The organism is Streptomyces noursei, from assembly GCF_016917755.1.
GTDB lineage: Bacteria > Actinomycetota > Actinomycetes > Streptomycetales > Streptomycetaceae > Streptomyces > Streptomyces yunnanensis.
Genome location: NZ_CP070326.1, coordinates 2,920,655 through 2,943,958 on the forward strand (window position 1 = coordinate 2,920,655; position 23,304 = coordinate 2,943,958).

General features: G+C 72.2%; 26 protein-coding genes and 2 pseudogenes. 11 read left to right on the forward strand and 17 right to left on the reverse strand.

The genetic code is table 11. The features are described from left to right. The first annotated feature begins 42 nt into the window (after positions 1-42). Positions 43-693: a hypothetical protein gene (locus tag JNO44_RS12945; RefSeq protein WP_205364135.1), complete on the forward strand. Its 651-nt coding sequence runs from the start codon at positions 43-45 to the stop codon at positions 691-693. Positions 694-758: 65 nt separating this feature from the next. Then, positions 759-1,373 (forward strand): annotated as a pseudogene (locus JNO44_RS12950) (class F sortase); the annotation flags it as partial. Here the strand turns inward: JNO44_RS12950 and JNO44_RS12955 are convergent. Together JNO44_RS12955 and JNO44_RS12960 are read right to left on the reverse strand one after the other, a co-directional pair. Then, on the reverse strand, positions 1,370-2,632 hold the full coding sequence (locus JNO44_RS12955) for a hypothetical protein (protein ID WP_240167531.1): 1,263 nt from the start codon (positions 2,630-2,632) through the stop codon (positions 1,370-1,372). The pseudogene JNO44_RS12950 and the gene JNO44_RS12955 overlap by 4 nt on opposite strands. Next, entirely contained in the window at positions 2,632-3,612 is a 981-nt protein-coding gene (locus JNO44_RS12960) for a 5-dehydro-4-deoxyglucarate dehydratase (RefSeq protein WP_205364138.1), read from the reverse strand. Before JNO44_RS12960 ends, JNO44_RS12955 begins: the two co-directional genes overlap by 1 nt. 304 nt (positions 3,613-3,916) lie before the next feature. Here JNO44_RS12960 and JNO44_RS12965 point away from each other — a divergent pair, with 304 nt between their 5' ends. The 4 genes from JNO44_RS12965 to JNO44_RS12980 all read left to right on the forward strand — a co-directional run bounded on the left by JNO44_RS12965 (position 3,917) and on the right by JNO44_RS12980 (position 7,586). Further along, the gene (locus tag JNO44_RS12965; protein WP_205364139.1) at positions 3,917-4,726 is read left to right on the forward strand and encodes an NAD-dependent epimerase/dehydratase family protein; all 810 of its coding nucleotides are present in this window, start codon (positions 3,917-3,919) and stop codon (positions 4,724-4,726) included. A 133-nt stretch (positions 4,727-4,859) separates the two neighbouring features. Beyond that, the gene (locus tag JNO44_RS12970; protein WP_067352953.1) at positions 4,860-5,132 is read left to right on the forward strand and encodes a GlsB/YeaQ/YmgE family stress response membrane protein; all 273 of its coding nucleotides are present in this window, start codon (positions 4,860-4,862) and stop codon (positions 5,130-5,132) included. 90 nt (positions 5,133-5,222) lie between these two features. Continuing rightward, on the forward strand, positions 5,223-6,464 hold the full coding sequence (locus JNO44_RS12975; RefSeq protein ID WP_205369755.1) for a TerD family protein: 1,242 nt from the start codon (positions 5,223-5,225) through the stop codon (positions 6,462-6,464). A 225-nt stretch (positions 6,465-6,689) separates the two neighbouring features. Continuing rightward, positions 6,690-7,586 (forward strand): class I SAM-dependent methyltransferase, encoded by an 897-nt coding sequence (locus tag JNO44_RS12980; protein ID WP_205364141.1) that lies wholly within the window; start codon positions 6,690-6,692, stop codon positions 7,584-7,586. A gap of 60 nt (positions 7,587-7,646) precedes the next feature. Here the strand turns inward: JNO44_RS12980 and JNO44_RS12985 are convergent, their stop codons facing one another. Further along, entirely contained in the window at positions 7,647-9,152 is a 1,506-nt protein-coding gene (locus JNO44_RS12985) for a hypothetical protein (RefSeq protein ID WP_205364143.1), read from the reverse strand. A gap of 218 nt (positions 9,153-9,370) precedes the next feature. Here JNO44_RS12985 and JNO44_RS12990 point away from each other — a divergent pair. Further along, positions 9,371-9,589: pseudogene (locus JNO44_RS12990) on the forward strand (endonuclease/exonuclease/phosphatase); the annotation flags it as partial. 39 nt (positions 9,590-9,628) lie between these two features. Continuing rightward, positions 9,629-9,772 (forward strand): hypothetical protein, encoded by a 144-nt coding sequence (locus JNO44_RS12995; protein ID WP_205364145.1) that lies wholly within the window; start codon positions 9,629-9,631, stop codon positions 9,770-9,772. A gap of 15 nt (positions 9,773-9,787) precedes the next feature. Here JNO44_RS12995 and JNO44_RS44415 read toward each other — a convergent pair whose 3' ends face one another. Together JNO44_RS44415 and JNO44_RS44420 are read right to left on the reverse strand one after the other, a co-directional pair. Beyond that, a complete protein-coding gene (locus JNO44_RS44415; RefSeq protein ID WP_275695748.1) occupies positions 9,788-10,285 on the reverse strand; it encodes an RNA-guided endonuclease InsQ/TnpB family protein in 498 nt (165 codons plus the stop codon). A gap of 34 nt (positions 10,286-10,319) precedes the next feature. Beyond that, positions 10,320-11,009: an RNA-guided endonuclease InsQ/TnpB family protein gene (locus tag JNO44_RS44420; RefSeq protein WP_275695749.1), complete on the reverse strand. Its 690-nt coding sequence runs from the start codon at positions 11,007-11,009 to the stop codon at positions 10,320-10,322. A gap of 340 nt (positions 11,010-11,349) precedes the next feature. On the opposite strand from JNO44_RS44420, the gene JNO44_RS13005 reads away from it, so the two are divergent. Continuing rightward, positions 11,350-11,490, forward strand: a complete 141-nt coding sequence (locus tag JNO44_RS13005) for a hypothetical protein (RefSeq protein WP_203232597.1) — start codon at positions 11,350-11,352, stop codon at positions 11,488-11,490. Positions 11,491-11,576: 86 nt separating this feature from the next. Here JNO44_RS13005 and JNO44_RS13010 read toward each other — a convergent pair whose 3' ends face one another. The 12 genes from JNO44_RS13010 to JNO44_RS13065 all read right to left on the reverse strand — a co-directional run bounded on the left by JNO44_RS13010 (position 11,577) and on the right by JNO44_RS13065 (position 21,308). Then, on the reverse strand, positions 11,577-12,395 hold the full coding sequence (locus JNO44_RS13010) for an EI24 domain-containing protein (RefSeq protein WP_205364148.1): 819 nt from the start codon (positions 12,393-12,395) through the stop codon (positions 11,577-11,579). A 109-nt stretch (positions 12,396-12,504) separates the two neighbouring features. Beyond that, on the reverse strand, positions 12,505-13,494 hold the full coding sequence (gene dapD / locus JNO44_RS13015) for a 2,3,4,5-tetrahydropyridine-2,6-dicarboxylate N-succinyltransferase (protein ID WP_073444993.1): 990 nt from the start codon (positions 13,492-13,494) through the stop codon (positions 12,505-12,507). A gap of 143 nt (positions 13,495-13,637) precedes the next feature. Further along, a complete protein-coding gene (locus JNO44_RS13020) occupies positions 13,638-14,186 on the reverse strand; it encodes a TetR/AcrR family transcriptional regulator (protein ID WP_205364150.1) in 549 nt (182 codons plus the stop codon). Beyond that, a complete protein-coding gene (locus JNO44_RS13025; RefSeq protein ID WP_205364152.1) occupies positions 14,186-14,506 on the reverse strand; it encodes a DMT family transporter in 321 nt (106 codons plus the stop codon). The genes JNO44_RS13020 and JNO44_RS13025 overlap by 1 nt, the downstream gene beginning before the upstream one ends. Positions 14,507-14,646: 140 nt before the next feature. Further along, entirely contained in the window at positions 14,647-14,982 is a 336-nt protein-coding gene (locus JNO44_RS13030; protein ID WP_033270552.1) for a metal-sulfur cluster assembly factor, read from the reverse strand. Then, the gene (sufU, locus tag JNO44_RS13035; RefSeq protein WP_018536854.1) at positions 14,979-15,437 is read right to left on the reverse strand and encodes a Fe-S cluster assembly sulfur transfer protein SufU; all 459 of its coding nucleotides are present in this window, start codon (positions 15,435-15,437) and stop codon (positions 14,979-14,981) included. Before sufU ends, JNO44_RS13030 begins: the two co-directional genes overlap by 4 nt. Before the next feature lie 47 nt (positions 15,438-15,484). Continuing rightward, positions 15,485-16,741 (reverse strand): cysteine desulfurase, encoded by a 1,257-nt coding sequence (locus JNO44_RS13040; protein WP_039637563.1) that lies wholly within the window; start codon positions 16,739-16,741, stop codon positions 15,485-15,487. Beyond that, positions 16,738-17,502: a Fe-S cluster assembly ATPase SufC gene (sufC, locus tag JNO44_RS13045; protein WP_067352925.1), complete on the reverse strand. Its 765-nt coding sequence runs from the start codon at positions 17,500-17,502 to the stop codon at positions 16,738-16,740. The genes JNO44_RS13040 and sufC overlap by 4 nt, the downstream gene beginning before the upstream one ends. 7 nt (positions 17,503-17,509) lie before the next feature. Continuing rightward, positions 17,510-17,827, reverse strand: a complete 318-nt coding sequence (locus JNO44_RS13050) for a non-heme iron oxygenase ferredoxin subunit (RefSeq protein WP_205364157.1) — start codon at positions 17,825-17,827, stop codon at positions 17,510-17,512. Beyond that, positions 17,824-19,011, reverse strand: coding sequence for a Fe-S cluster assembly protein SufD (gene sufD, locus JNO44_RS13055; RefSeq protein ID WP_205364158.1), 1,188 nt, complete (start codon positions 19,009-19,011; stop codon positions 17,824-17,826). Before sufD ends, JNO44_RS13050 begins: the two co-directional genes overlap by 4 nt. A 60-nt stretch (positions 19,012-19,071) precedes the next feature. Then, entirely contained in the window at positions 19,072-20,493 is a 1,422-nt protein-coding gene (gene sufB / locus JNO44_RS13060) for a Fe-S cluster assembly protein SufB (protein ID WP_067352917.1), read from the reverse strand. Continuing rightward, positions 20,490-21,308, reverse strand: a complete 819-nt coding sequence (locus tag JNO44_RS13065; RefSeq protein ID WP_205364159.1) for a helix-turn-helix transcriptional regulator — start codon at positions 21,306-21,308, stop codon at positions 20,490-20,492. The genes sufB and JNO44_RS13065 overlap by 4 nt, the downstream gene beginning before the upstream one ends. A 223-nt stretch (positions 21,309-21,531) precedes the next feature. On the opposite strand from JNO44_RS13065, the gene JNO44_RS13070 reads away from it, so the two are divergent. After that, a complete protein-coding gene (locus JNO44_RS13070; protein WP_205364160.1) occupies positions 21,532-22,494 on the forward strand; it encodes an ABC transporter ATP-binding protein in 963 nt (320 codons plus the stop codon). After that, complete coding sequence (locus JNO44_RS13075) at positions 22,491-23,279, forward strand: ABC transporter permease (protein WP_205364161.1); 789 nt, start codon at positions 22,491-22,493, stop codon at positions 23,277-23,279. The genes JNO44_RS13070 and JNO44_RS13075 overlap by 4 nt, the downstream gene beginning before the upstream one ends. The last annotated feature ends 25 nt before the right edge of the window (positions 23,280-23,304 follow it).

The following is a 23,304-nucleotide window of genomic DNA, read 5'->3' on the forward strand; positions in this document are numbered from 1 at the left end:
GGCACACCTGTGTCACGTCCGCGCTTCGCGGAGGTTGTTCCCATGGGTTCCACCCGACTGCTCACCGGTGCCGTGCTGTCCGCCGCCACGCTGGGTCTGGCCGCCACCGCGGCGTACGCCGGCGACTTCGGCACCATCGAGGTCTCTCCGGGGACGGCCGCGGCCGGCTCCACGGTCTCCCTGTCCACCACGGGGTGCGGGGCCAGCCGCTCGGCGAGCGTGGACGCCACCGCCCTGGGCGGCGGCACGGTCGCCTTCGCCCCGGGCACCGCCAAGGGCTCCCTGGTGGGAAAGGTCATGGTCAAACCCGGTACCAAGCCCGGCAACTACGGGATCGGCGGCAAGTGCGCCGACGGCAAGGAGCTGACCGGCACGGTCCGGGTCGGCGAGCAGGGCGCGTCCGCCGGCCCGAGCATGAGCCCCGGCATGAGCGCGAGTCCGAGCACGAGCCCCGGCACGGGGCACGGCAGCGCGGCCCCGAGCATGCCGGCCAAGGAGCACCCCAGCATGCCCGCGAAGGGCAGCGCCGGCCCCACCACGCCACCCAAGGGCAAGATGAAGACCGGCGAGGGCTCCACGAGCGAGGACGGCTTCAACACCACCGAGATCGCGGCCGGCGCCGGTGTGGTGGTGGCAGCGGCGGCCTGCGCGGTCTGGCTGGTGCGCCGCCGCCGGCCCGGCGGCCGGTACTGATCCGGGCCCCGCTCCGCGCGCGGCGGGCCGGCCGGCACCGGGCCTGGGCCCGGCCGGCCGGTGCGGTGGCGGCCGCCGTCACCGCCGCCGCGTGCGGCACCGGCGTCTGGCTGATCGTCAACGGCAGCCGGGACACCGCGCCGCCCCAACCGTCCGTCGCGCAGCGGTTCACCGCCCGACCGCCGGGCAGCGAGGCGGCCACCGAGCGGGCCGCGCCACCGCTGCCGGCCGCCGAGCCGCTCCGGGTGGCGGTGCCGTCCCTGGGCATCGACGCGCCGCTGACCCGGCTGGAGCTGGCCGCGGACGGCAGCCTCGCCCCGCCGCCGGAGGCCGACCGGAACCTGGCGGGCTGGTACGCGGACGGCACCCCGCCCGGCGCCACCGGCACCGCCCTGGTCGCCGGCCATGTGGACACCCGCGCGGGCCCCGCGGTCTTCTACCGCCTGGGCGCCCTGAAGAAGGGGCACACCGTGCGGATCCTGCGCGCCGACGGGCGGGTCGCGGTGTTCACGGTCGATGCGGTGGAGGTCTACGACGGCCGGCACTTCCCCGACGAGAAGGTCTACGGCGAGGCCCCCCGCCCCGAGCTCCGCCTGATCACCTGCGGCGGCGGCTTCAGCCGGACCCGGCAGGAGTACCTGGGCAACGTCGTGGTCTTCGCGCACCTGACGGACAGTCAGGCACGGGGTGCGGGCTCCGCGCCGCTGCCCTGGGCCCGTCCGCCGGCCGACCGGTTCAGCGCCCGCAGCGCGCCCCGTACCGCCACCAGGTCCGCCGGTCCCGCCAACCCCGCGTGGTAGAGCCGCAGTTCGTCCGCGCCGAGCGAGGCGGCGTGCGCGGCGTCGGCGGCGAGGCGGTCGGGACGGCCGCCCATCCCGGCGACCACAGTGAGGTTGGCGGCCACGGTCGCGCCCGCGGGGCGCTCCGCGAACGGGCGCAGCGCCTCGGCCCGCGCCGCGGCGTCCCCGGTGCAGGGCACCACCACCCCGTCCGCGCAGGCCAGGGCCGCCGCCGGGGCCATGCCCGGGTTGGCCCCGCAGCGGTGCGGGGCGGGATCGGCGTGCAGCAGTACCCGGAAGCCGTCCACCGACGCCCGGGCCGCGGCGTCCCGCACGGCGTCCACCACCGCGCGCCGCAGCTCGTCCGCCGCCCGGTCCCGCCAGGCGCGCACCGCGCCCGCCGGCTCCGGGCCCAGCAGTTCCTCGACGGCGGCCCACTCCCCCGCCCGGCCGCCGGCGTCCGGGAGCGCCGCCCCGGCCCACACCGGCTCCAACGCCCGCCGCACCCGTGCCCGCAACTCGCTTTCCGCCAAGCCCAGTTCGGCATATCCGGCGAGGCACACCGGGCAGCAGCACAGCGACATCAGGCACTCCGCGACGCCGCCCAGGCCGACCCCGCCGATCTTGTCGTGGCCGTGCAGGTGCGCCAGCCCGTACCAGCCGCAGGACTCCAGCTCCACGCCCCGGGCGCCGGGCCGGACGGCGGCCTCGGCGGCCAGCCGGACGAGGTGGTCGCGCACCTCGGGGCGGGCGATGCAGGGCGCCCACGGATAGCGGTCGCCGTAGACGTTGCGGACGACCAAGGCGGGATGGTCCGCGCCCAGGCGGGAGTTGTGGGCCAGCACGACCCAGCTGTGCACCTCCAGGCCGGCCGCGGTCAGCGCCCGCGCTGCGGTGCCGAAGGGGTCCGGGTCCGCGATCCAGTCCTGGGGGTACGGACGCAGTCGGCGACCCGCCCAGCGGTCCGGGTCGGGCGGGTAGAGGACCGCGGAGTGCCGGGCGGTGACGATGCGGTGGTGGGGGTGGCGCGGGGTGAGGGCGCGGGTGGAGTGGTAGGCGGCGGCCAGTGTGACCTGCGCGAGGCCCAGTTCGGCGAGGCGGGCGGGGGCGTCCGGGTCGCCGACCACGTCCCAGGGGTAGAGGAAGGCGGCGGTGCGCATCAGGCGCCGCTCCCGGGGGCGGCCGCGGCCAGCGCCAGGCCGTGGTCGAGCAGGTGCGACAGGCGCTCGACGTGCGCCGGCGCGGGGTCGCTGAGCGGTGGCCGCACCCCGCCGACGGCCGGCCCGCCGCGCAGCCCCACGCCGGCCTTGACCAGCGCGACGGCGTAGCCGCGGCCCTCGTTGCGGAGCTCCACCAGCGGCCGGTAGAAGCCGTCCAGCAGCCGGATGGCGGTGGCGTCGTCGGCGTCGGCCAGCGCCCGGTGGAAGGCGAGCGCGATCTCGGGGGCGAAGGCGAACACGGCCGAGGAGTAGAGGTGGACGCCCAGCCCCCGGTAGGCGGCGCCGGTGAGTTCGGCGGTGGGCAGGCCGTTGAAGTAGAGGAACGGCCGGCCGGGGGCGTCGGTGCGGACCGCGCTGATGATGCGCTGGAGCAGTTCCAGGTCGCCCAGGCCGTCCTTGAGGCCGATGACGCCGGGGGTGCGGGCCAGGGCGGCGACGGTGTCCGGCGTGAAGACGGCGTTGTCGCGCTGGTAGACGATGACCGGGAGCGGGGTGGCGGCGGCGAGTTCGGTGTAGTGGCGGAGCAGGCCGGGCTGGTCGGCCCGGACGAGGTACGGCGGCATGGCCAGCAGCCCGTCGGCGCCGGCGGTGTGCGCGAGGCGGGCGAAGTGGGCGGCGAGCGCGGTGCCGTAGCCGGTGCCGGCGAGGACCGGGACCCGGCCGGCGGCCTCCGCGACGGCCGCGGCGACGCAGGCGGCGTACTCCCCGGGGGTCAGGGCGTGGAACTCGCCGGTGCCGCAACAGGCGAAGACCGCGCCCGCGCCGGCGTCGATGCCGCCGCGCAGATGCGCCCGGAAGGCGTCCAGGTCCAGTGCGCCGTCCGGCGCGTACGCGGTCACGGGGAAGAACAGCGGTCCGTCGAGGCGGTCGGCGAGCTGGTGGTGCCGCCCGGCGGTGGCCGGCGGAGGGTGTGCGGTCACGGGCTCTCCCTGACGTGCGCAGACGCGTTCTCGCAGACGTTTCCGGTCGATGATGCTTCCGGTCGATTACGTTCCTGATCGATGTCTATATTTCTGAACATCGTGGGTCGACGTAACGGTATTGCGGCCGCCCGGGCGGGTCAAGGGTCCCAATCCCGTGCCACACAAGCCGATTTGACCGCCCGATCAAGTGTCTTGACCGGCCCGGAGGTGCTCCCTAGCGTGTCCCTCCACCCATCTCGTCCATCCATATGAACCTGGTCCGTGCATACGGCCGCACCGACCAGTCGGAGGAGTTCCGCCCATGACCGCACCCCGCACCGTCCTGCTCACCGGCGCCGCCGGCGGAGTCGGCACCCTGATGCGCGCGCTGCTGCCGCCGTACGGCTACCGGCTGCGGCTGTTCGACCAGCGCCCGGTCGAGGGCGAACCGGACGCCGTCACCGCGGAGTTGGCCGACACCGAGGCGCTGCGCGCGGCGGTCCACGGGGTCGACGCGATCGTCCACCTCGCCGGCATCTCCCTGGAGTCGTCGTTCGAGAAGGTCCTGCGGGCCAACATCGAGGGCACCTACCGGCTCTACGAGGCGGCCCGCGAGGCGGGCGTGCGCCGGGTGGTCTTCGCCTCCTCCAACCACGCCGTCGGCTTCACCCCGCGCCCGCCGGACGGCTCCGCGGCCATCCCGGTCGACACCCCGCACCGCCCGGACACCTTCTACGGCCTCTCCAAGGGCTTCGGTGAGGACCTCGCCGCCCTCTACTGGGACCGACACGGCATCGAGACCGTCTCCCTGCGCATCGGCTCGTGCTTCCCGGAGCCGACCACCGTGCGGATGCTCTCCCTCTGGCTGAGCCCGGCGGACTGCGCCCGGCTGCTGCACGCCGCACTCACCGCCGAACACGTCGGCCACACCATCGCCTACGCCTCCTCCGCCAACACCCGGCTGTGGTGGGACCTGACGACCGCCCGCGCACTGGGCTACGACCCGCAGGACGACTCCGAGCCGTACGCGGCGCAACTCCTCGCCGCGCAAGGGGAGCTCGACCCGGACGACCCCGAACACGCCCACCTCGGCGGAGCTTTCTGCACAAACCCTCCCATGTGGCAGCACTGACCGCGATTCCGGATGATCCACCACCCTACGGAACCTCGTCCCCGCCCCTCGGCGTCCTTGAGGGCACGACGCCTGCCGGCACCCCGCGTTCCGGCAGGCGCAAGCACACCACGCGAGAACGAGGTAACACACCATGGGCATCGTCAGCTGGCTCGTCCTGGGCCTGATCGCGGGCGTGATCGCCAAGGTCCTGCTGCCGGGACGGGACCCGGGCGGCCTCGTCGGCACCACCCTGATCGGCATCGCCGGCTCCTTCATCGGCGGCTGGCTCTCCACCCGGATCCTGCACCGCCCGATACCCAAGGACTTCTACGACCCGGCCATGTGGATCGCCGCGGTGGCCGGCGCCCTGGTCCTGCTGATCGCCTACCGGCTGCTCTTCGGCAACTCCCGGGCCCGACGCTGACCGGCGGGGACGGCCGCCCCGGACGGTTCCGGGGCGGCCCCCGCAGGGAACCGCGTACGCCCGCTGACCGTTAGGGCTGGCATGACCGCAATGACTCCTGGCTCGAACCTCCCGCTCACCGCCGCGCGGGTGGCGGTGACCGTCACCGCCCCCGTGCGGCTGGACGTGTCGGGCCTGCTGCTGACGGCCGGCGGCAAGGTGCGCTCCGACGACGACTTCGTGTTCTACAACCAGCCCGCGGGGCCCGGGGTGAGCCATCGCTCGGCGCCGGACGGCGACACCATCACGGTGGACACCGCCGCGGTGCCCGCGGACATCGACAAGGTCGTGGTCACCGCGAGCCTGGACGCGCCCGGCGCGACCTTCGCCGGCACCGAGCCGACCGGCACGGTCCGCGACGCCGACGGCGGCGGCGTGCTGGCCGCCTTCACCCCGCCGCAGCTGGGCACGGAGACCGCGCTGGTCGTGGTGGAGATCTACCGCCGCGGCGGCGGCTGGAAGGTCCGCGCGGTCGGCCAGGGGTATGCGAACGGCCTCGCCGGCATCGCCACCGACTTCGGCGTGAGCGTGGAGGAGCCGGCCGCCCCGCCCGCGGCCCAGGCGCCGCCGGCACCCCCGGCGCCCCCGGCACCGCAGGCACCCCCGGCGCCCGTCCCGCCGGAGCAGTGGGCACCGCCGGCCGGCGCCCCCGCCCCGGTCGCCCCGCCGCCGCAGGCCCCCGGCGAGCCCGCCGCGCCGGTCCCGCCGGCCGCCGGCAAGGTCAACCTCGACAAGGGCCGGGTCAGCCTCCGGAAGAACCAGACCGTCTCCCTGGTCAAGGACGGCCGCCCGCTGCTCACCTCGGTCCGGATGGGCCTGGGCTGGGAGCCCGCCCGCCGCGGCCGGAGCATCGACCTGGACGCCTCGGTGATCGCCTACGGCCCGGACCGCGGCAAGATCGACGCCTGCTACTTCGGCAAGCTCAGGATCCTCGACGCGGCGATCCAGCACTCCGGCGACAACCTCACCGGCGACGGCGACGGCGACGACGAGGTGATCACCGTCCACCTCGGCGGGATCCCCCCGGAGGTCACCGGCCTGGTCTTCGTCGTCAACTCCTTCTCCGGCCAGAAGTTCTCCGACGTCACCAAGGCGTACTGCCGGCTGACCGACGCGCAGACCGGCGAGGAGCTGGTCCGCTTCGACCTGACCGGCGCCGAGCCGCGCACCGGCGTGATGATGGCCAAGCTGATCCGGCAGTACTCCGGCGAGTGGGAGATGACCGCGCTGGGCGACTTCGTCGACGCCCGCACGGTGCGCGGCATGGTCAAGCCCGCGGCCGCCGCGCTGTAGCCCGCGCCCGTGGTGGGTGCGGGGCCGCCCCGTCCCGCGCCCCCCGGACGGCCCCGGTCGGTCGACACCACCGCGCGCGGGTGTCCCGCCCTGGTGCGGGAGCGGTCGAGGGCCGAGAATTGTGTCGTCGACACCGTCGCGCCCGCCTTCCCCCCACCCTGCGCGCACCCCCGGGATTCCGTCCCCTCGGCCCCCTCCCCCACGGCTTACGACGAGGAGCGTCCGATGACCCAGCAGCCGCCCCCGGCCGGCGGACCCGACCGGCCCGGGCACCCGGACCACCCGGACGGCGCAGCCCGCCCGGACCTCCCCGAGCGGGTCGCCGCCACCTACGGCGAGGAGGACCTCAGCGCCGTCCCCGCGTTCGCCGGCGGCTTCATCAACTTCGGCTACTGGGCCTGGCTGCCCGAGCTCGCGGACCGTCCGCTGACCGAGGAGGACCGGGTCCGCAGCGAGCAGGACCTCTACCGGCTGGTGCTGGACACCTTCGACCGGCCGCGCGGCCGCACCGCCCTGGAGGTCGGCTGCGGGCGCGGGCTGGGCTGTGCGCTGGCCCTGCGGGAGTTCGACTTCGGGTCGCTGATCGGCCTGGACGCCCACCCGGACCAGATCGCCCGCGCCCTGGAGGCCAACGCCGAACTGCTCCGCGAGGACGCCGGCCCCCGCCGGCTGGAGTTCGTGCTCGGCCCGGCCCAGCGGATGCCGCTGCCGGACGCCTGCGCCGACTTCGTCTACTCCGTCGAGGCCGCCCAGCACTTCCGCGACCTGGCCGGCTTCGCGCGGGAGGCGGTGCGGGTGCTCCGCCCGGCCGGCCGGTTCGCGCTGACCACGTTCTTCGCCCGGGTCCCGGAGGCGATCCGGGTACTGCCCGAGCTGCTGCCCCCGTACGCCGACGGGCTGGACGTCCCGCACCTGGTGGACGACGTGGCCGCCACGTTCGACGCGGCCGGGCTGCGGGACGTCGCGGTGACCCCGATCGGCGACGGCGTCTGGGAGCCCTACGACCGCTACATGGAGCAGCGGCCGGAGCTGCGCGACAAGTGGCCCCGGCAGTACCTGACGGCATATCAGACGGGGCTGCTGGACTACTACTTGATCACCGCGGCGGCCCCGGGCGACTGAGCTCCGGCGCAACCACCGGCTGCACCGGAGCGACTGACGCCGCGCCCCGCCGGCCCCGGGTCAGTCGGCCTGCCGCGACCGCGCCTTGAAGGCGGCCTTGCGTGCCTCCTTGGCGGCCTTCTTGTCCGGGTGGAGCTGCCCCATGACCTCCAGCACCTCCGCGGTGGCCGGGTGGTCCACCCGCCAGACCTCGTCGAAGAACCCGCTGTGCTGCTCGGTCAGGCCCTGCACCAGCTCGCGGAGTTCGGCCGCCGCCGCGTCGTCGGTGTCGCCCAGCTGGGCCGCGATGGTGTCCACCGTCAGCCAGAAGACCATGTCCTGGGACGGCTCGGGGATGTCGGGCAGCCCGCGCTCGGCGAGCCAGACCCGGGCCAGTCCGCCCAGGTACCGGTCGTCGAGCACCTCGCGCAGCGCCGGCTCGGCCTCGGGGGCGATCAGCGAGAGGGTCTGCTGGGCGGCGAGCCGGCGCAGCGGGCCGTACTCGTCGTCGCCGCGGGCCGCCGCGAGCAGGTCCCGGGCGGCGTCCAGCGGGGTGCGGGCGGCCAACCACTGCTCGGACTCCGCCTGGGCCAGCACCTCGGGGTAGTCGGGCAGGGCGGCCAGCAGGGCGTCGGCGTTCTTGTCGGCGAGGTCGCCGACGGCGGGGGCGTCCACGCCGGCGTCCAGCATCCGGGCGCGGACCGCCCAGACGCCGAGCGGGGTGAGCCGGACCATGCCGTACCGGGCGACGTCCTCGTCCGCCAGCGGCTCGGCGGCCCGGACCGTGTCGCCGTCCTCGTCCAGTTCCTCGATGAGCGCCTCGTCGACCGGCCGGTAGGCGACCAGTCCGATCGGCTCCAGCACCCGGAACTGGTCGTCGAGCCGCATCATCGCCGCGGAGACCTCTTCGAGGATCTCGTCGGAGGGCTCGTCCATGTCGTCCGGGACGATCATGGAGGCGGCCAGCGCGGGCAGCGGGACGTCCTGGCCGGGGACCTCGTTCAGGGCGCTGAGGAGGTAGAGGTTGCCGAGGATGCCGTCCAGCAGTTCGGCCTCCTCCTCCGGGTTCCAGTCCAGGGCGTCCAGGTCCAGCTCGCCGCCGTCGGCGAGCTGTTCGGCGATGTCGGAGAGGTCCGGGGCGACCGCGTCGGCGAGCACCGTCTCCATGCCGCCGAGCCAGATGTCCAGGACGTCCTGGGGGCTGCCGGAGGTGAGCAGGGCCAGCTCCTCGCCGGGGGTGGCGGTGCCGACCGCGGCGTCGTCGGGGAGGTCCGCCGCGGCGGCGTCGTCGACGGCAGCGCCGTCTTCGTCCTCGGTGATCTCGACCAGTCCGGTGTCGACCGCCAGCTGCCACGCCTCGGCGGTGTAGGCCGGGCCCTCCTCGTCGCCGGCCAGGCCCAGGTGCTCAGTTGCGGCGATCAGCGACTTGTCGACCAGCTCGCCGCCGACGCCGACCGGGACGCCGGTCCCGGCCCAGCGCGCGAGCCTGGCGGCCCGGGCCAGCAGCGGGGCGCTCAGCGCGTCGCGGGCCAGCTCCGCTTCGGGGTGCAGCCGCACCGGCGGCATGGTGGGGCGGTCTGCGGGCATCGGGCTCAGCTCCTCGGACGGACGTCGGCTTGTGCGCCGCCCAAGCGTAGACGGAATTCTCCCCATGTCGGGCGGTTCACCCTCCCGTACGCTCCCGTCCACCGGGAGAACCTTGACAACTCCCTTGCGCACACAAGAGATTGACGCGCGTAGCGCGAGCGCCGGTCCCGCTCCGCCGCTTCTTCCACCCCCCTACCCCCCTTCCTCCGGAGGCTTGGATGCCATCCCGTCGTACGCTCCGCAGGCCGGTCGCCCTCGGTGCGGTGGCCGCCTGTGCAGCCCTCGCCGGCGGACTGCTCAGCGTGCAGTCCGCTTCGGCGGCCGGCACCCGGATCCACGACATACAAGGCAGGACCCGGATATCCCCGCTGGTCGGGAAGCAGGTCGGCGACGTGCCCGGCATCGTGACCGCGGTCCGGGCGTTCGGCTCGTCGCGTAGCTCCTGATCTCACATGTCAAGCCCACCACCGCGAGGTATGTGGGATTCTCCCGACTCGTCCGGGAGAAAACTTCAACAGGGCAACTCCCAGGTACTGGACCACCTGCTCACCAGCCAGGCGCTGACCCGCGCCGCGCGACGCGACTACGACATCGTGCACTTGGCTTCCTCCCCGGCATGAATGCCGGGGATTCCCCTATGCGGGGGTTCGGCCGGTTGCCCAGCTTGCGGGTTCCTGCTTCACAGACCGGCTGTTGCCGAGGTCTCCGCAGGCTGACACGGCATGCCCTGCCGTGCGTTTGATGTTGATGGCGGCGTTCACGTCGGCGTGTGCAGTGTGCCCGCAGTTTGCGGCTTTGCACCGGAAGACCGCTTGGCTGTCGCGGTTGTCTTCAGTGACGAAGCCGCAGACGGAACACCGCTGCGACGTGTACGCGGGATTGACCTTCACCACGCGTGTCCCGGTGTACCGGGCGGCGCTGGCAAGGGCGAGTTCGAGGCGGTGCCATCCCTTGTCGAGGATGGCCCGATTCAGGCCCCGTTTCTGGACCACCCGCACCCCGGGCGCCTCAAGCGTGCCGGATGCCGAGGCGGACATGTTCTTGATCCGTAGATCTTCCAGGACCACGAGTGCGTTGCGGGCGGTGATGCGGTTCGCCGTGAAGGCACAAAAGTCGCCGCGTCGGTCCGACACCCGGGTAGTGATCCGGTTCAGCGCCGTGATCGTCTTACGCCGGTTCGCACTGCCCCCGCTTGCCCCGGGCAAGGCGCTGTTGCAGACGCCGATACCGTACGGCCTCGCCGCCGGTGATGAACGCCCGATCGTGGAAATGGCCCTCGCTGGTGGTGGCCGCGATGTTCACACCCCGATCGATACCGACCGCCGTGTCCGGCATGGCGTGCCGCTCCGGGGTTTTGGCACCGTCATCGACAAGGAACGACACATACCAGTGCGCGCCCTTGCGGGCAACGGTCGCGGAACGGATCCCACCACCGAGCGGGCGTGACCAGCGGAACCGGACCCATCCCAGCTTCGGCAGCTTCACCCGGCCCCACTTGCGGCCCAGCCGTTCCACAGTGATCAGGGTTCCAGCCGGGAACCGGAACGAAGGAGACCAACGCGCCTTCGACCGCCACCGCACCGTGAACGTGCCGTGATCCCGGCACGCCTTGTCGAGGTCCCTGAGAGTCTGCTGGAGCACGTGCGACGGAGCGGCATTGAGCCACGAATGCTCCTTCTTCGCGTCGGCCAGCTCAGCGGCCTGCGGCACATAGTTCATCCACGCACCCCGCCGCCGGCACTGCCTGCGCTGGTCGAGAGCGGTGTTCCACACTGCCCGGCAGATATTGCCGAACTCTTCACACATGACAGCCTGTTCGGCAGTCAGCTCAAGTCGGTACCGGCGACCGGACAGCATAGGAACACCCCCTCGAACCGGCATGACCCAACCTAGTAGATGCCAGTGACAACGCAGCGAACTTCGCCACTGCGCGGCTTCGGCCCAAGGATGAGCTAGCCCCCAGCTAGAGCAGGGGGTCTGCGCTCGAAAGCCGATCAACGCCGAGTACGCGGACCAGACCAGCGACCACGACCCGCAGGTGCTGCGGATCAAGCCCTGACGCCCGACACCCCTGCCCCTCGCCTCACCCGGGGTGACCGTCCCCTCACTCCACCGGCCCACCTCCGGGGGCCGATCGCCCCCGGGGGTGCGGTACTGGGCTGGTAAGCACCGTTTCGGCGAGACAAAGGGAGTCATGATGCCGAAGTCGCAGAACCGTAAGTCGGGCAAGCAGGACCGGGCCGCCGAGCGGCGCTCCGACCAGCACCGGCCGCGGTCGGAGGAGTCCGCAGCAGAGCGCACCCAGGACCTGAAGCCGCGGTCGCGCAAGGCTGACTGACACGGGTAGGGCAGTACGCCCGAGCGGCCGCCGCACTCACCGGTGCGGCGGCCGCTTCCGTCGTTCCGGGCGCCCGTGGGGCGCGGTCACCAGGCTGCGGGCACCGCCCGTCCCTCGGGCTCGTCCCCGTCCGCGACCGCCGGCCCGGCGTCCGGCCCCGCGCCCGGCCCGGCGGGCACCAGGTCCCGCACCAGCAGGGTGGCCCCGGCCACCGCGCCCGGCATCAGCAGCACCGCCACGAACGGGATCAGGAACAGCAGCACCAGCGGCGTCCCGAAGCCGACCGCCAGGCCCAGCCGGCCGCGCAGCAGCCGCAGCCGCTCGCGCACCGGCACCTCCCGGCGCTGCATCGCCACCGTGGTCAGCTCCACGGAGAGGAAGAAGCCGGAGACGCAGAAGCCGACGGCCGGAACGACGGTCTGCCCGACGACCGGCAGGAAGCCCAGGAGGAAGAACAGCACCCCGAACCCGGCGGCCCGCAGCAGCACCGGGATCATCTCCCGCACCGCGATGCCGATCTCCCGCCACAGCGGGCGGTCCGGGCCGGGCGGGCAGTGTCCCTCGCTGCGCTCGACCTGCTCCGACAGCGACTCGTAGAAGGGGTCGCCGATCAGCAGGGTGACGGCGGTGAACGTCAGCACCGACAACATCAGCCCGCCGGCCAGCAGCAGCGCCACGAACAGCCCCCGCAGCAGCCCCTGCCACGGGGAGCCCCAGCCGTCGGCGAACGGGGTCGCCCAGGCTGCGAGGTCGCCGGACCACAGGGCCAGCCCGATGAGCGCCCCCGCGTACAGCACCAGTGCGACCAGCGCGGGAATCAGCCCGAACCCCCACCACCGGCCGTGCTGCGCCGTCCAGCGCATGCCCCGCCCCAGATACCGCATCCCTGCTACCAGATCACGCATGGGCCCACCCTATGGTCGTGTCCGCAACGTCCCGCCTGCCGTCCGGCGCCCGGCACGCGCGCGCCCCGGGCCGGTGGGCCCGGGGCGGCAACTGCGCAGGCGTGCCCGGTCAGTTGTGGCTGTGCAGGATCTCGTTCAGACCGCCCCAGACCGCCTTGTTCGGGCGGGCCTCGACGGTGCCGGTGGTGGAGTTCCGGCGGAAGAGGATGTTGTCGGCACCGGACAGCTCCAGCGCCTTGACGATCTGGCCGTCGGGCAGCGTGACCCGGGTGCCCGCGGTCACGTACAGGCCGGCCTCGACCACGCACTCGTCGCCCAGCGCGATGCCGATGCCGGACTCGGCGCCGAGCAGGCAGCGCTCGCCGATCGAGATGATCTGCTTGCCGCCGCCGGAGAGGGTGCCCATCGTGGACGCGCCGCCGCCGATGTCGGTGCCGTCGCCGATCACCACGCCGGCGCTGATCCGGCCCTCGATCATGGAGGTGCCCAGCGTGCCGGCGTTGAAGTTGACGAAGCCCTCGTGCATGACGGTGGTGCCGGCCGCGAGGTGGGCGCCCAGCCGCACCCGGTCGGCGTCGGCGATCCGGACGCCGGCGGGCGCCACGTAGTCGGTCATCCGCGGGAACTTGTCGACGCTGGTGACCTGGAGGTGCAGGCCCTCGGCGCGGGCGTTCAGCCGGGCCGTCTCCAGCTGGTCGACGGGCACCGGGCCGAGCGAGGTCCAGGCGACGTTGGCCAGCAGGCCGAACATGCCCTCCAGGCTCTGGCCGTGCGGCTTGACCAGGCGGTGGCTGAGGAGGTGCAGGCGCAGGTAGACGTCGTGTGCGTCCAGCGGCTTGTCGTCCAGGGAAGCGATGACCGTGCGGACGGCCACGACCTCCACGCCGCGGACCGGGTCGGGGCCGACGGCCTTGCGGACGGCGTCGCCCAGCAGCTCGGCGGCGCGGTCGTCCGCCAGCTGCTCGGTTCCGGCCGGGCCGGGCGCGTCGACCAGCTGGGGCGCGGGGAACCAGGTGTCGAGAACGGTGCCGTCCTCGGTGAGGGTGGCCAGGCCGGCGGCGACGGCGCCGGTCGTACGGGGGGTTGCAGCATCGGTCATGCTGGAAACCTAACCGGAGCCGGCCCGCGGAGGCGAACCGGTCTCAGCGATCGGTCCCGGCCCGTACGGTCGCACGATCCCGGCGGCCCGCCGGCACCTCCCCTCTCGTACGGTCGCACCAGTCGCCCGGCCGTCGCCGCCGGTCAGCGGGAGGCGCCCAGCACCCCCGCCAACCCCTCGCGCACCACGGCCGGTTGGAAGGGGCGGTCGGTGAGCAGGTGCTGGAGCAACAGCCCGTCGGTGAAGGCCACCACCGCCCGGGCGGTGGCCCGGTCGCCGATCCGCCGGGCCAGCAGCGTCTCCCTCTCGTCCAGGCACTCGGCGGCGATCGGCCGCACCGCCTCGTGCCGCAGCGCGGCCAGATACAGGTCGTACTCCAGCTCCACCCGCGAGCGGTCCCCGGCGAGGGTCTCGCCGACCAGTCGGGCCACCTCGTCGGCGAGCGGCATCGCGAGGTCGATGCCGTCCACCCAGCGTGCGAAGTCCGCCAGCCACCGGCCGTTGGACTGTCGCAGCGCGGCGACCAGCAGGTCGTCGAGGGTCGCGAAGTGGTACGTCGTGGAGCCCAGCGGGACGTCCGCGGCGGCGGCCACCGCGCGGTGGCTGAGCCCGGCGATACCCCGCTCCCGGACCACCGAGAGCGCCGCGTCGATGATCCGCTGCCGCCGGTCCGGGTCGTAGCGCCGGGCCATCAGTGCGCACCGTCGAGGTTGAGCACCACCACGCCGGCGATCACCAGCAGCACCCCGAGGATCTTGAGCGCACTGGTGCTCTCGCCCAGGAAGACCATGCCGATCGCGGCGATCACCGCGGTGCCGGCCCCGGACCAGATCGCGTACGCGGTCCCGACGCTCATCGACCTCAGCGTCTGGGCCAGCAGCGCGAAGGCGACCACATAGCCGACCGCGGTGCCGAGCGAGGGCCACAGCCTGCTGAAGCCGTGGCTGTACTTCATCGAGGTGGTCGCGAGGATCTCGGAGAGGATCGCGCCGGCGAGCGTCACATAGGCCATGCGCACGAGCGTACACAGCGATGCGTACGGCCGTACACAACGAGCTGCCGGCCCGCCCGGAACGACGGAACGGCCGTGCCCGCCGGAGAACCGGTGGACACGGCCGTCGAAGACCGTGCGGCAGCGCCGCGGAGCGAAGCTCAGACGTTGAACCCCAGCGCACGCAGCTGTTCGCGGCCGTCGTCGGTGATCTTGTCCGGGCCCCACGGCGGCATCCAGACCCAGTTGATCTTCAGCTCGTTGACGATGCCGTCCGTGGCCGACTTCGCCTGGTCCTCGATGACGTCGGTCAGCGGGCAGGCCGCCGAGGTCAGCGTCATGTCGATGGTCGCGATGTTGGCGTCGTCGATGTGGATGCCGTAGATCAGCCCGAGGTTGACGACGTCGATGCCCAGCTCCGGGTCGACGACGTCGTACAGCGCCTCGCGGACCTCTTCCTCCGAGGCCGGCTTGGTGGTGGTCGGGGTGTCGGTCATGCGGTCTTCGCCTCCTGGGAAAGGGCCTTGGCCGTGGCGTCCTTCCAGGCCATCCAGCTGAGCAGGGCGCACTTCACGCGCGCCGGGTACTTGGAGACGCCGGCGAACGCCACCGCGTCCTCCAGCACCTCCTCCATGGCGTCGTCCGGTTCCACCTGGCCCTTGGACTGCATCAGTTCCAGGAAGGTCTCCTGGATCCGCTGCGCCTCACCGAGCTCCTTGCCGACCAGGAGGTCGTTGAGCACCGACGCGCTGGCCTGGCTGATGGAGCAGCCCTGGCCCTCGTAGGACACATCCTCGATCGTCGTGCCGTCGTACTTCACGCGCAGGGTGATCTCGTCTCCACACGTGGGGTTGACGTGGTGCACCTCCGCGTCGCCGTCCCGAAGACCGCGCCCATGGGGGTGCTTGTAGTGGTCCAGGATGACGTCCTGGTACATGGAATCCAGCTTCACGACTCAGTCAGTCCTCGTCCTCATCCGCTGTGCTCGTGCGGTGTCCATCAACCGAAGAAGTTGCGGACGTGCTCCAGGCCGTCGACCAGGGCGTCGACCTCCGCCGGGGTGGAGTACAGGTAGAACGACGCCCGCGTGGTCGCAGGAATTCCGTAGCGCAGGCAGACCGGGCGCGCGCAGTGGTGTCCCACCCGGACCGCGATGCCCTGCTCGTCCAGCACCTGGCCCACGTCGTGCGGGTGGATGTCACCCAGCGTGAAGGAGATCGTCGCCCCGCGGTCCTCGGCCGTGCTCGGGCCGATGATCTTCAGGTCGGGGACCTCCAGCAGCCGCTTGACGGCGTACTCGGTGATCGCGTGCTCATGCGCGGCGATCTTGTCCATGCCGATCGCGGTCAGGTAGTCCACCGCGGCGCCGAGGCCGACGGCCTGGGCGATCGGGGGCGTACCCGCCTCGAACTTGTGCGGCGCCGGGGCGTAGGTGGAGGAGTGCATCGAGACGGTCTCGATCATCTCGCCACCGCCGAGGAACGGCGGGAGGTCCTCCAGCAGCTCCTGGCGGCCCCACAGCACGCCGATTCCGGTCGGGCCGCACATCTTGTGGCCGGTGAAGGCCACGAAGTCCGCCTGCAGAGCCTGCACGTCCAGCGGCATGTGCGGCGCGGCCTGCGAGGCGTCTATGCAGACCAGCGCGCCGACTTCCTGGGCGCGACGGATGATCGTCTCGACCGGGTTGTACGTGCCCAGGAGGTTGGACACCAGGGTGAAGGAGACCACCTTGGTGCGCTCGGTGATGACCTCGTCGATGTTGGAGAGGTCCAGCCGGCCGTCGTCGGTCAGCCCGAACCACTTCAGCTTCGCGCCGGTGCGCTGCGAGAGCAGCTGCCACGGCACGATGTTGGAGTGGTGCTCCATCTCCGTGATGACGATCTCGGTCTCGCGGTCCACCCGGTAGGGCTCGTCGGCCCAACCCAGCATGTTGGCCACGAGGTTGAGCGACTCCGAGGCGTTCTTGGTGAAGATCACCTCGTCGCGGCTGGGCGCGTTGATGAAGGCGGCGACCTTGTCGCGGGCGCCTTCGTACAGCGCCGTGGCCTCCTCGGCGAGCACATGCACGCCGCGGTGGACGTTGGCGTTGTGGCGTTCGTAGTAGGCGCTCAGGGCGTCCAGCACCTGGCGCGGCTTCTGCGAAGTCGCCGCGTTGTCCAGGTACACGATCTTCTTCCCGTCGTGGACCTGACGGTCCAGAAGGGGGAAGTCCTTGCGGATCGCCTCTGTGTCGAGGAGGCCCGGCAGCTGTGTCACGCGGTCGTACCACCCTTCACGTATGCCTCGTAGCCCTCGGCCTCCAGCTTGTCCGCCAGCTCCGGGCCGCCGGACTCGGCGATCCGGCCGTTGGCGAAGACGTGGACATGGTCGGGCTTGATGTAGCGCAGGATGCGCGTGTAGTGGGTGATCAGCAGAGTGCCGACCTGACCCGTCTCGCGGACGCGGTTGACGCCCTCGGAGACGATCCGCAGCGCGTCGACGTCCAGACCGGAGTCGGTCTCGTCGAGGATCGCGATCTTCGGCTGGAGCAGCTCCAGCTGGAGGATCTCGTGGCGCTTCTTCTCACCGCCGGAGAAGCCCTCGTTGACGTTGCGCTCGGCGAACGCCGGGTCCATCTGGAGACGCTCCATGGCCTCCTTGACCTCCTTGACCCACGTCCGCAGCTTGGGGGCCTCGCCGCGGATGGCGGTGGCGGAGGTGCGCAGGAAGTTGGAGACCGAGACGCCGGGGACCTCGACCGGGTACTGCATGGCGAGGAAGACGCCGGCCCGGGCGCGCTCGTCGACGGACATCTCCAGGACGTCCTCGCCGTCGAGGGTGACGGTGCCGCCGGTGATCGTGTACTTCGGGTGACCCGCGAGGGAGTAGGCGAGGGTCGACTTGCCGGAGCCGTTGGGGCCCATGATGGCGTGCGTCTCGCCCTGCTTCACGGTCAGGTCGACGCCCTTCAGGATCTCCCGCTGGCCGTTCTCGGCCTCGACGGAGACGTGCAGGTCGTGGATCTCAAGCGTTGCCATGGGTGACTCAGGACTCCTGGGTGATGGAGACGAGCACGTCGTCCCCTTCGATCTTTACGGGGTAAACGGGGACGGGGCGTGTCGCGGGGAGGCCGGACGGCTTGCCGGTGCGCAGGTCGAAACTGGAGCCGTGCAGCCAGCACTCGATCGCGCAGTCCTCGACCTCGCCCTCGGAGAGGGAGACGTTGGCGTGCGAGCAGATGTCGTTGATCGCGAACACCTCGCCCTCGGTGCGGACCAGCGAGATCGGCGTGCCGTCGATCTCCACCCTCTTGGGGGTGTCCTCCTCCAGCTCGCTCAGCGCGGCCACACGTACGTAGCTCATGCCGCGGACGCTTCCAGCTCGGCTTCGATCTTGTTCATCAGACGCTCCTCGACGTCCGGGAGACCGATCTGCTGGACCAGCTCGGCGAAGAAGCCGCGGACGACCAGACGGCGCGCCTCGTCGGCGGGGATACCCCGGGCCATCAGGTAGAACAGCTGCTCGTCGTCGAACCGGCCGGTCGCCGAGGCGTGGCCGGCGCCGACGATCTCGCCGGTCTCGATCTCCAGGTTGGGCACCGAGTCGACCCGCGCGCCGTCGGTCAGGACGAGGTTGCGGTTGAGCTCGTAGGTGTCCGTGCCGGTGGCCGCCGCCTGGATCAGGACGTCGCCGATCCAGACCGCGTGCGCGTCCTGGCCCTGCAGCGCGCCCTTGTACGTCACGTGCGAGCGGCAGTTCGGGGTGTCGTGGTCCACGAACAGGCGGTGCTCCTGGTGCTGGCCCTGCTCGGTGAAGTACAGGCCGTAGAGCTCGGCCTCGGCGCCGGGGCCCGCGTAGTCGATCCGCGGGTGCAGGCGGACGAGGTCGCCGCCGAAGGTGACGACCACGGACTTGAAGGTGGCGTCCCGGCCGACCAGGGCGTTGTGCTGGCCGCAGTGGACGGCGGTGTCGTCCCAGTCCTGGACCGAGACCACGGTCAGCTTGGCGCTGTCGCCGAGGACGTAGTCGACGTTGGCGGCGAGCACGCCGTCACCGGTGTGGTCGATGACCACGACGGCCTCGGCGAACGCGCCCAGCTCGACGACCTGGTGGCCGAAGGCGGTGCCGCCCTCGCCGTGCACCCGGATCCGGATCGGCTCGGTGAGCACGGTCTCCTTGGGGACGGTGACCACCGACGCCTTCTCGAACGCGCTGTACGCCTGGGCGGCGACCCGGTCCACCGGCTTGCCGGCCTTGCCGACCCGCGGGTCGTCGCGGTCGACGAGCTCGTGGGTGACGCCCTCGGGCGCGGTGATGTCGACCTTCAGGTCGGGGCCGCCGGCGGTGGCGGTGCCGTCGTGCAGCCCGCGCAGCCGCGCCAGCGGCGTGAACCGCCATTCCTCCTCGCGGCCGTGCGGAACGGGGAAGTCCGCCACGTCGTAGGACGGCGGGGCGCTCATCCGGGTGGCGACGGTGGACTCCGCGGCCACCGCGATGGAGCCGGAGGTCGTGGAACCCGCCGGGATAGTCGTCTGAGCCTCAGCCATGGCTGTCGTCTAGCTCGCTTTCTGCGTTCTCAGGGAGTCGTTCGCTGCGTGGGGCCGGGGTCAGCCGACCGCGCCTTCCATCTGCAGCTCGATCAGCCGGTTGAGCTCCAGCGCGTACTCCATCGGCAGCTCACGGGCGATCGGCTCGACAAAGCCGCGGACGATCATGGCCATGGCCTCCTGCTCGCTCAGGCCGCGGCTCATCAGGTAGAAGAGCTGGTCCTCGCTCACCTTGGAGACGGTCGCCTCGTGGCCCATCGACACGTCGTCCTCGCGGACGTCGACGTAGGGGTAGGTGTCGGAGCGGGAGATGGTGTCGACCAGCAGCGCGTCGCACAGCACGTTCGACTTCGAACCCGCGGCGCCCTCGCCGATCTCCACCAGGCCGCGGTAGGAGGTCCGGCCGCCGCCCCGCGCCACCGACTTGGAGACGATGTTGGAGGAGGTGTTCGGCGCCATGTGGACCATCTTGGAACCGGCGTCCTGGTGCTGGCCCTCGCCCGCGAACGCGATCGAGAGCGTCTCACCCTTGGCGTGCTCGCCCATGAGGTAGACCGCGGGGTACTTCATGGTGACCTTGGAGCCGAGGTTGCCGTCCACCCACTCCATCGTCGCGCCCTCGTAGGCGACGGCGCGCTTGGTCACCAGGTTGTAGACGTTGTTCGACCAGTTCTGGATCGTCGTGTAGCGGCAGCGGCCGCCCTTCTTCACGATGATCTCGACGACCGCGGAGTGCAGCGAGTCGGACTTGTAGATCGGCGCGGTGCAACCCTCGACGTAGTGGACGTAGGCGTCCTCGTCGACGATGATCAGCGTCCGCTCGAACTGGCCCATGTTCTCGGTGTTGATCCGGAAGTAGGCCTGGAGCGGGATGTCGACGTGCACGCCCTTGGGGACGTAGATGAACGAGCCGCCGGACCACACCGCGGTGTTCAGCGACGCGAACTTGTTGTCACCGACCGGGATGACCGTGCCGAAGTACTCCTGGAACAGCTCCGGGTGCTCCTTGAGCGCCGTGTCGGTGTCCAGGAAGATGACGCCCTGCTTCTCCAGGTCCTCGCGGATCTGGTGGTAGACCACCTCGGACTCGTACTGCGCGGCGACACCGGCGACCAGGCGCTGCTTCTCCGCCTCCGGGATGCCCAGCTTGTCGTAGGTGTTCTTGATGTCCTCGGGCAGCTCCTCCCAGGAGGCGGCCTGCTGCTCGGTGGAGCGGACGAAGTACTTGATGTTGTCGAAGTCGATGCCCGACAGGTCCGAGCCCCAGGTCGGCATGGGCTTCTTGTCGAACAGCTTCAGGCCCTTGAGACGCAGCTTGAGCATCCACTCCGGCTCGCTCTTCTTCGCCGAGATGTCGCGGACGACCGCCTCGGACAGGCCGCGCTTGGCAGCGGCACCGGCGACGTCGGAGTCGGCCCAGCCGTATTCGTACTTGCCCAGACCCTCGAGCTCAGGGTGAGCAGTCTCCGTGGGGAGCGTCATGCGGGGTTCCTCCCGGCCGTGCTAGCAGATGCTGTGGTGGTCTTTGTGGGGCGCTCACCAGTGCGGTGAGCTGCTTTGCCGGCACCGGCCTTCGGGATGAAGGTCGTGCACACCCCGTCGCCGTGGGCGATGGTGGCAAGGCGCTGTACATGGGTCCCGAGCAATAGGGAGAAGACCTCGGTCTCCGCCTCGCACAGCTGCGGGTACTGCTCGGCGACGTGGACGACCGGGCAGTGGTGCTGGCAGAGCTGCTCACCGAGCTGGGGATTGGGCGCACTGCGCGCCGTAGCAGCGTACCCGTCCGCGGTCAACGCCTTCGCAAGGGCCTGGGTGCGGGCCTCGGGCTCGGCGCCCTCGACCGCCTCTCGGTACCCCTCGGCCTGCGCGGCGAGCCGGGCACGGGCGAACGCGGCGACCGCCGCCTCGCCCTTGGTGCCGCCGCCCGCGCTCTGCGCGATCCAGCGCAGCGCGTCGGCGGCGAGGGCGTCGTACGCCTGGTCGAAGGCGTCCCGTCCGCAGTCGGTGAGGGCGAACGCCTTGGCCGGGCGGCCCCGGCCGCGCGCGCCGTAGACCCGCTTCTCGCGGGGCTCCACGACACCCTCGGCGACCAGCGCGTCCAGATGACGGCGGACGGCGGCCTGGGTCAGCTCCAGGCGGAGCGCCAGCTCGGCCGCGGTGGACGGGCCGTGGTCGAGGATGGAGCGGGCGACGCGGTTGCGGGTGCCGTGCTGATCGTCGTGCGCAGGGGCGGACGGAACCGGGCCGGCGGTCTGCCGGGCCGATGGCCTCTTCCGATCCTCGCTCACGTTTTTCACAACACCATTGTTGCGTAATTCGCCAAATCGATTCAAGCCTGTACGGGATCACGGACCGGTGGCCTCCGTCACTAAGGGTTACCTAATTTCGGGGCTCCCGGTCACGCTCCGGAACCGCCGCCGGCCACCCGGGAGGCCCGCCGGCGGAACCGCACGGAACGGCTCCCGGACAGCTTCCGGCCCCCGCTCCCGGCGCCCCCGCCCGCTCCGTAGACTGCCCGGCATGCCCAGCACCTCCCCGGGGGACGCCCCCCGCTCGCCCGGCCGCGAGCCTGCCGTCGAGGTCGTCGGCCTGGTCAAGCGGTACGGGTCCAAGACCGCCGTGGACGGGCTCGACCTCACCGTCGCACGCGGCACCGTGACCGCCGTCCTCGGCCCCAACGGCGCCGGGAAGACCACCACCGTCGAGACCTGCGAAGGCTATCGGCGCCCGGACGCCGGTCAGGTCCGCGTCCTGGGACTGGACCCGGTCGCCGACGCCGCGGCGCTGCGCCCCCGGATCGGCGTGCTGCTCCAGTCGGGTGGGGTCTACCCCGGAGCCCGGGCCGAGGAGATGCTGCGGCACACCGCCACCCTCCACTCCCACCCCCTCGACGTGGTCACGCTAATGGAACGGCTGGGCCTGGGCAGCTGCGGACGGACGCCCTACCGGCGGCTGTCCGGCGGCCAGCAGCAGCGGCTCGCCCTGGCGATGGCCGTGGTCGGCCGCCCCGAGCTGGTGTTCCTGGACGAGCCGACCGCCGGCCTCGACCCGCAGGCCCGCCGCGCCACCTGGGACCTCGTCCGGGAGCTGCGCGCCGACGGCGTCAGCGTGGTGCTGACCACCCACTTCATGGACGAGGCCGAGCAGCTCGCCGACGACGTCGCGATCATCGACGGCGGGAAGGTCGTCGCCCAGGGCAGCCCGGAGGAGCTGTGCAAGGGCGGCGCCGAGAACAGCCTGCGCTTCACCGGCCGGCCCGGGCTGGACGTCGCCTCGCTCCTCAAGGCGCTGCCGGCCGACAGCGCCGCCGCCGAGCTGACCGCCGGCATCTACCGCGTCCAGGGCCGGATCGACCCGCAGCTGCTGGCCACCGTGACCTCCTGGTGCGCACAGAACGGCGTGATGCCCGACGCGATAGCCGTCGAGCGCCACACCCTGGAGGACGTCTTTCTCGAGCTCACCGGTAAGGAGCTGCGCGCATGACCACCGCGAGCGGTACGTTCGCCCCCCGGCCCGGCGCGGCCCCGCTGCCCAGGATGATCCGCGCGCAGGCCGCCCTGGAGACCAGGATGCTGCTGCGCAACGGCGAGCAGCTGCTGCTGACCGTCATCATCCCGACGCTGCTGCTGGTGCTGTTCTCCGCCGTCCGCATCATCGACACCGGCGCCGGCAGGTCGGTGGACTTCCTCACGCCGGGCGTGCTGGGGCTGGCCGTGATGTCCACGGCGTTCACCGGCCAGGCCATCGCCACCGGATTCGAGCGGCGCTACGGCGTCCTCAAGCGGCTGGCCGCCTCGCCGCTGCCGCGCTGGGGGCTGATGACCGCGAAGACCTGCGCGGTGCTGGTCACCGAGGTCCTCCAGGTCGTCCTGCTGACCGTGGTCGCCCTGGCGCTGGGCTGGTCCCCGCAGGGCGCCGCGTCCCTCTCCGGCGTGGCCTCCGTGGTCCTGCTGCTCCTGTTGGGCACCGCCGCGTTCTCCGGTCTGGGCCTGCTGATGGCCGGCACCCTCAAGGCCGAGGCCACCCTGGCCGCCGCCAACCTGGTCTTCCTGCTGCTGCTCGTCGGCGGCGGGGTGATCGCCCCGCTGGCGAAGTTCCCGGCCGCGGCCCAGCAGGTGCTCCAGTTCCTGCCGATCTCCGCGCTCTCGGACGGCCTGCGGGAGGTGCTCCAGCACGGGGCCGGGGTGCCCTGGGCGGACCTCGGGATCCTGGCGGCCTGGGCCGTCCTGGGGCTGGGCGCGGCGGCGAAGTTCTTCCGCTGGGAGTGACCCCGCCGCCCGCCGGACCGGCCGG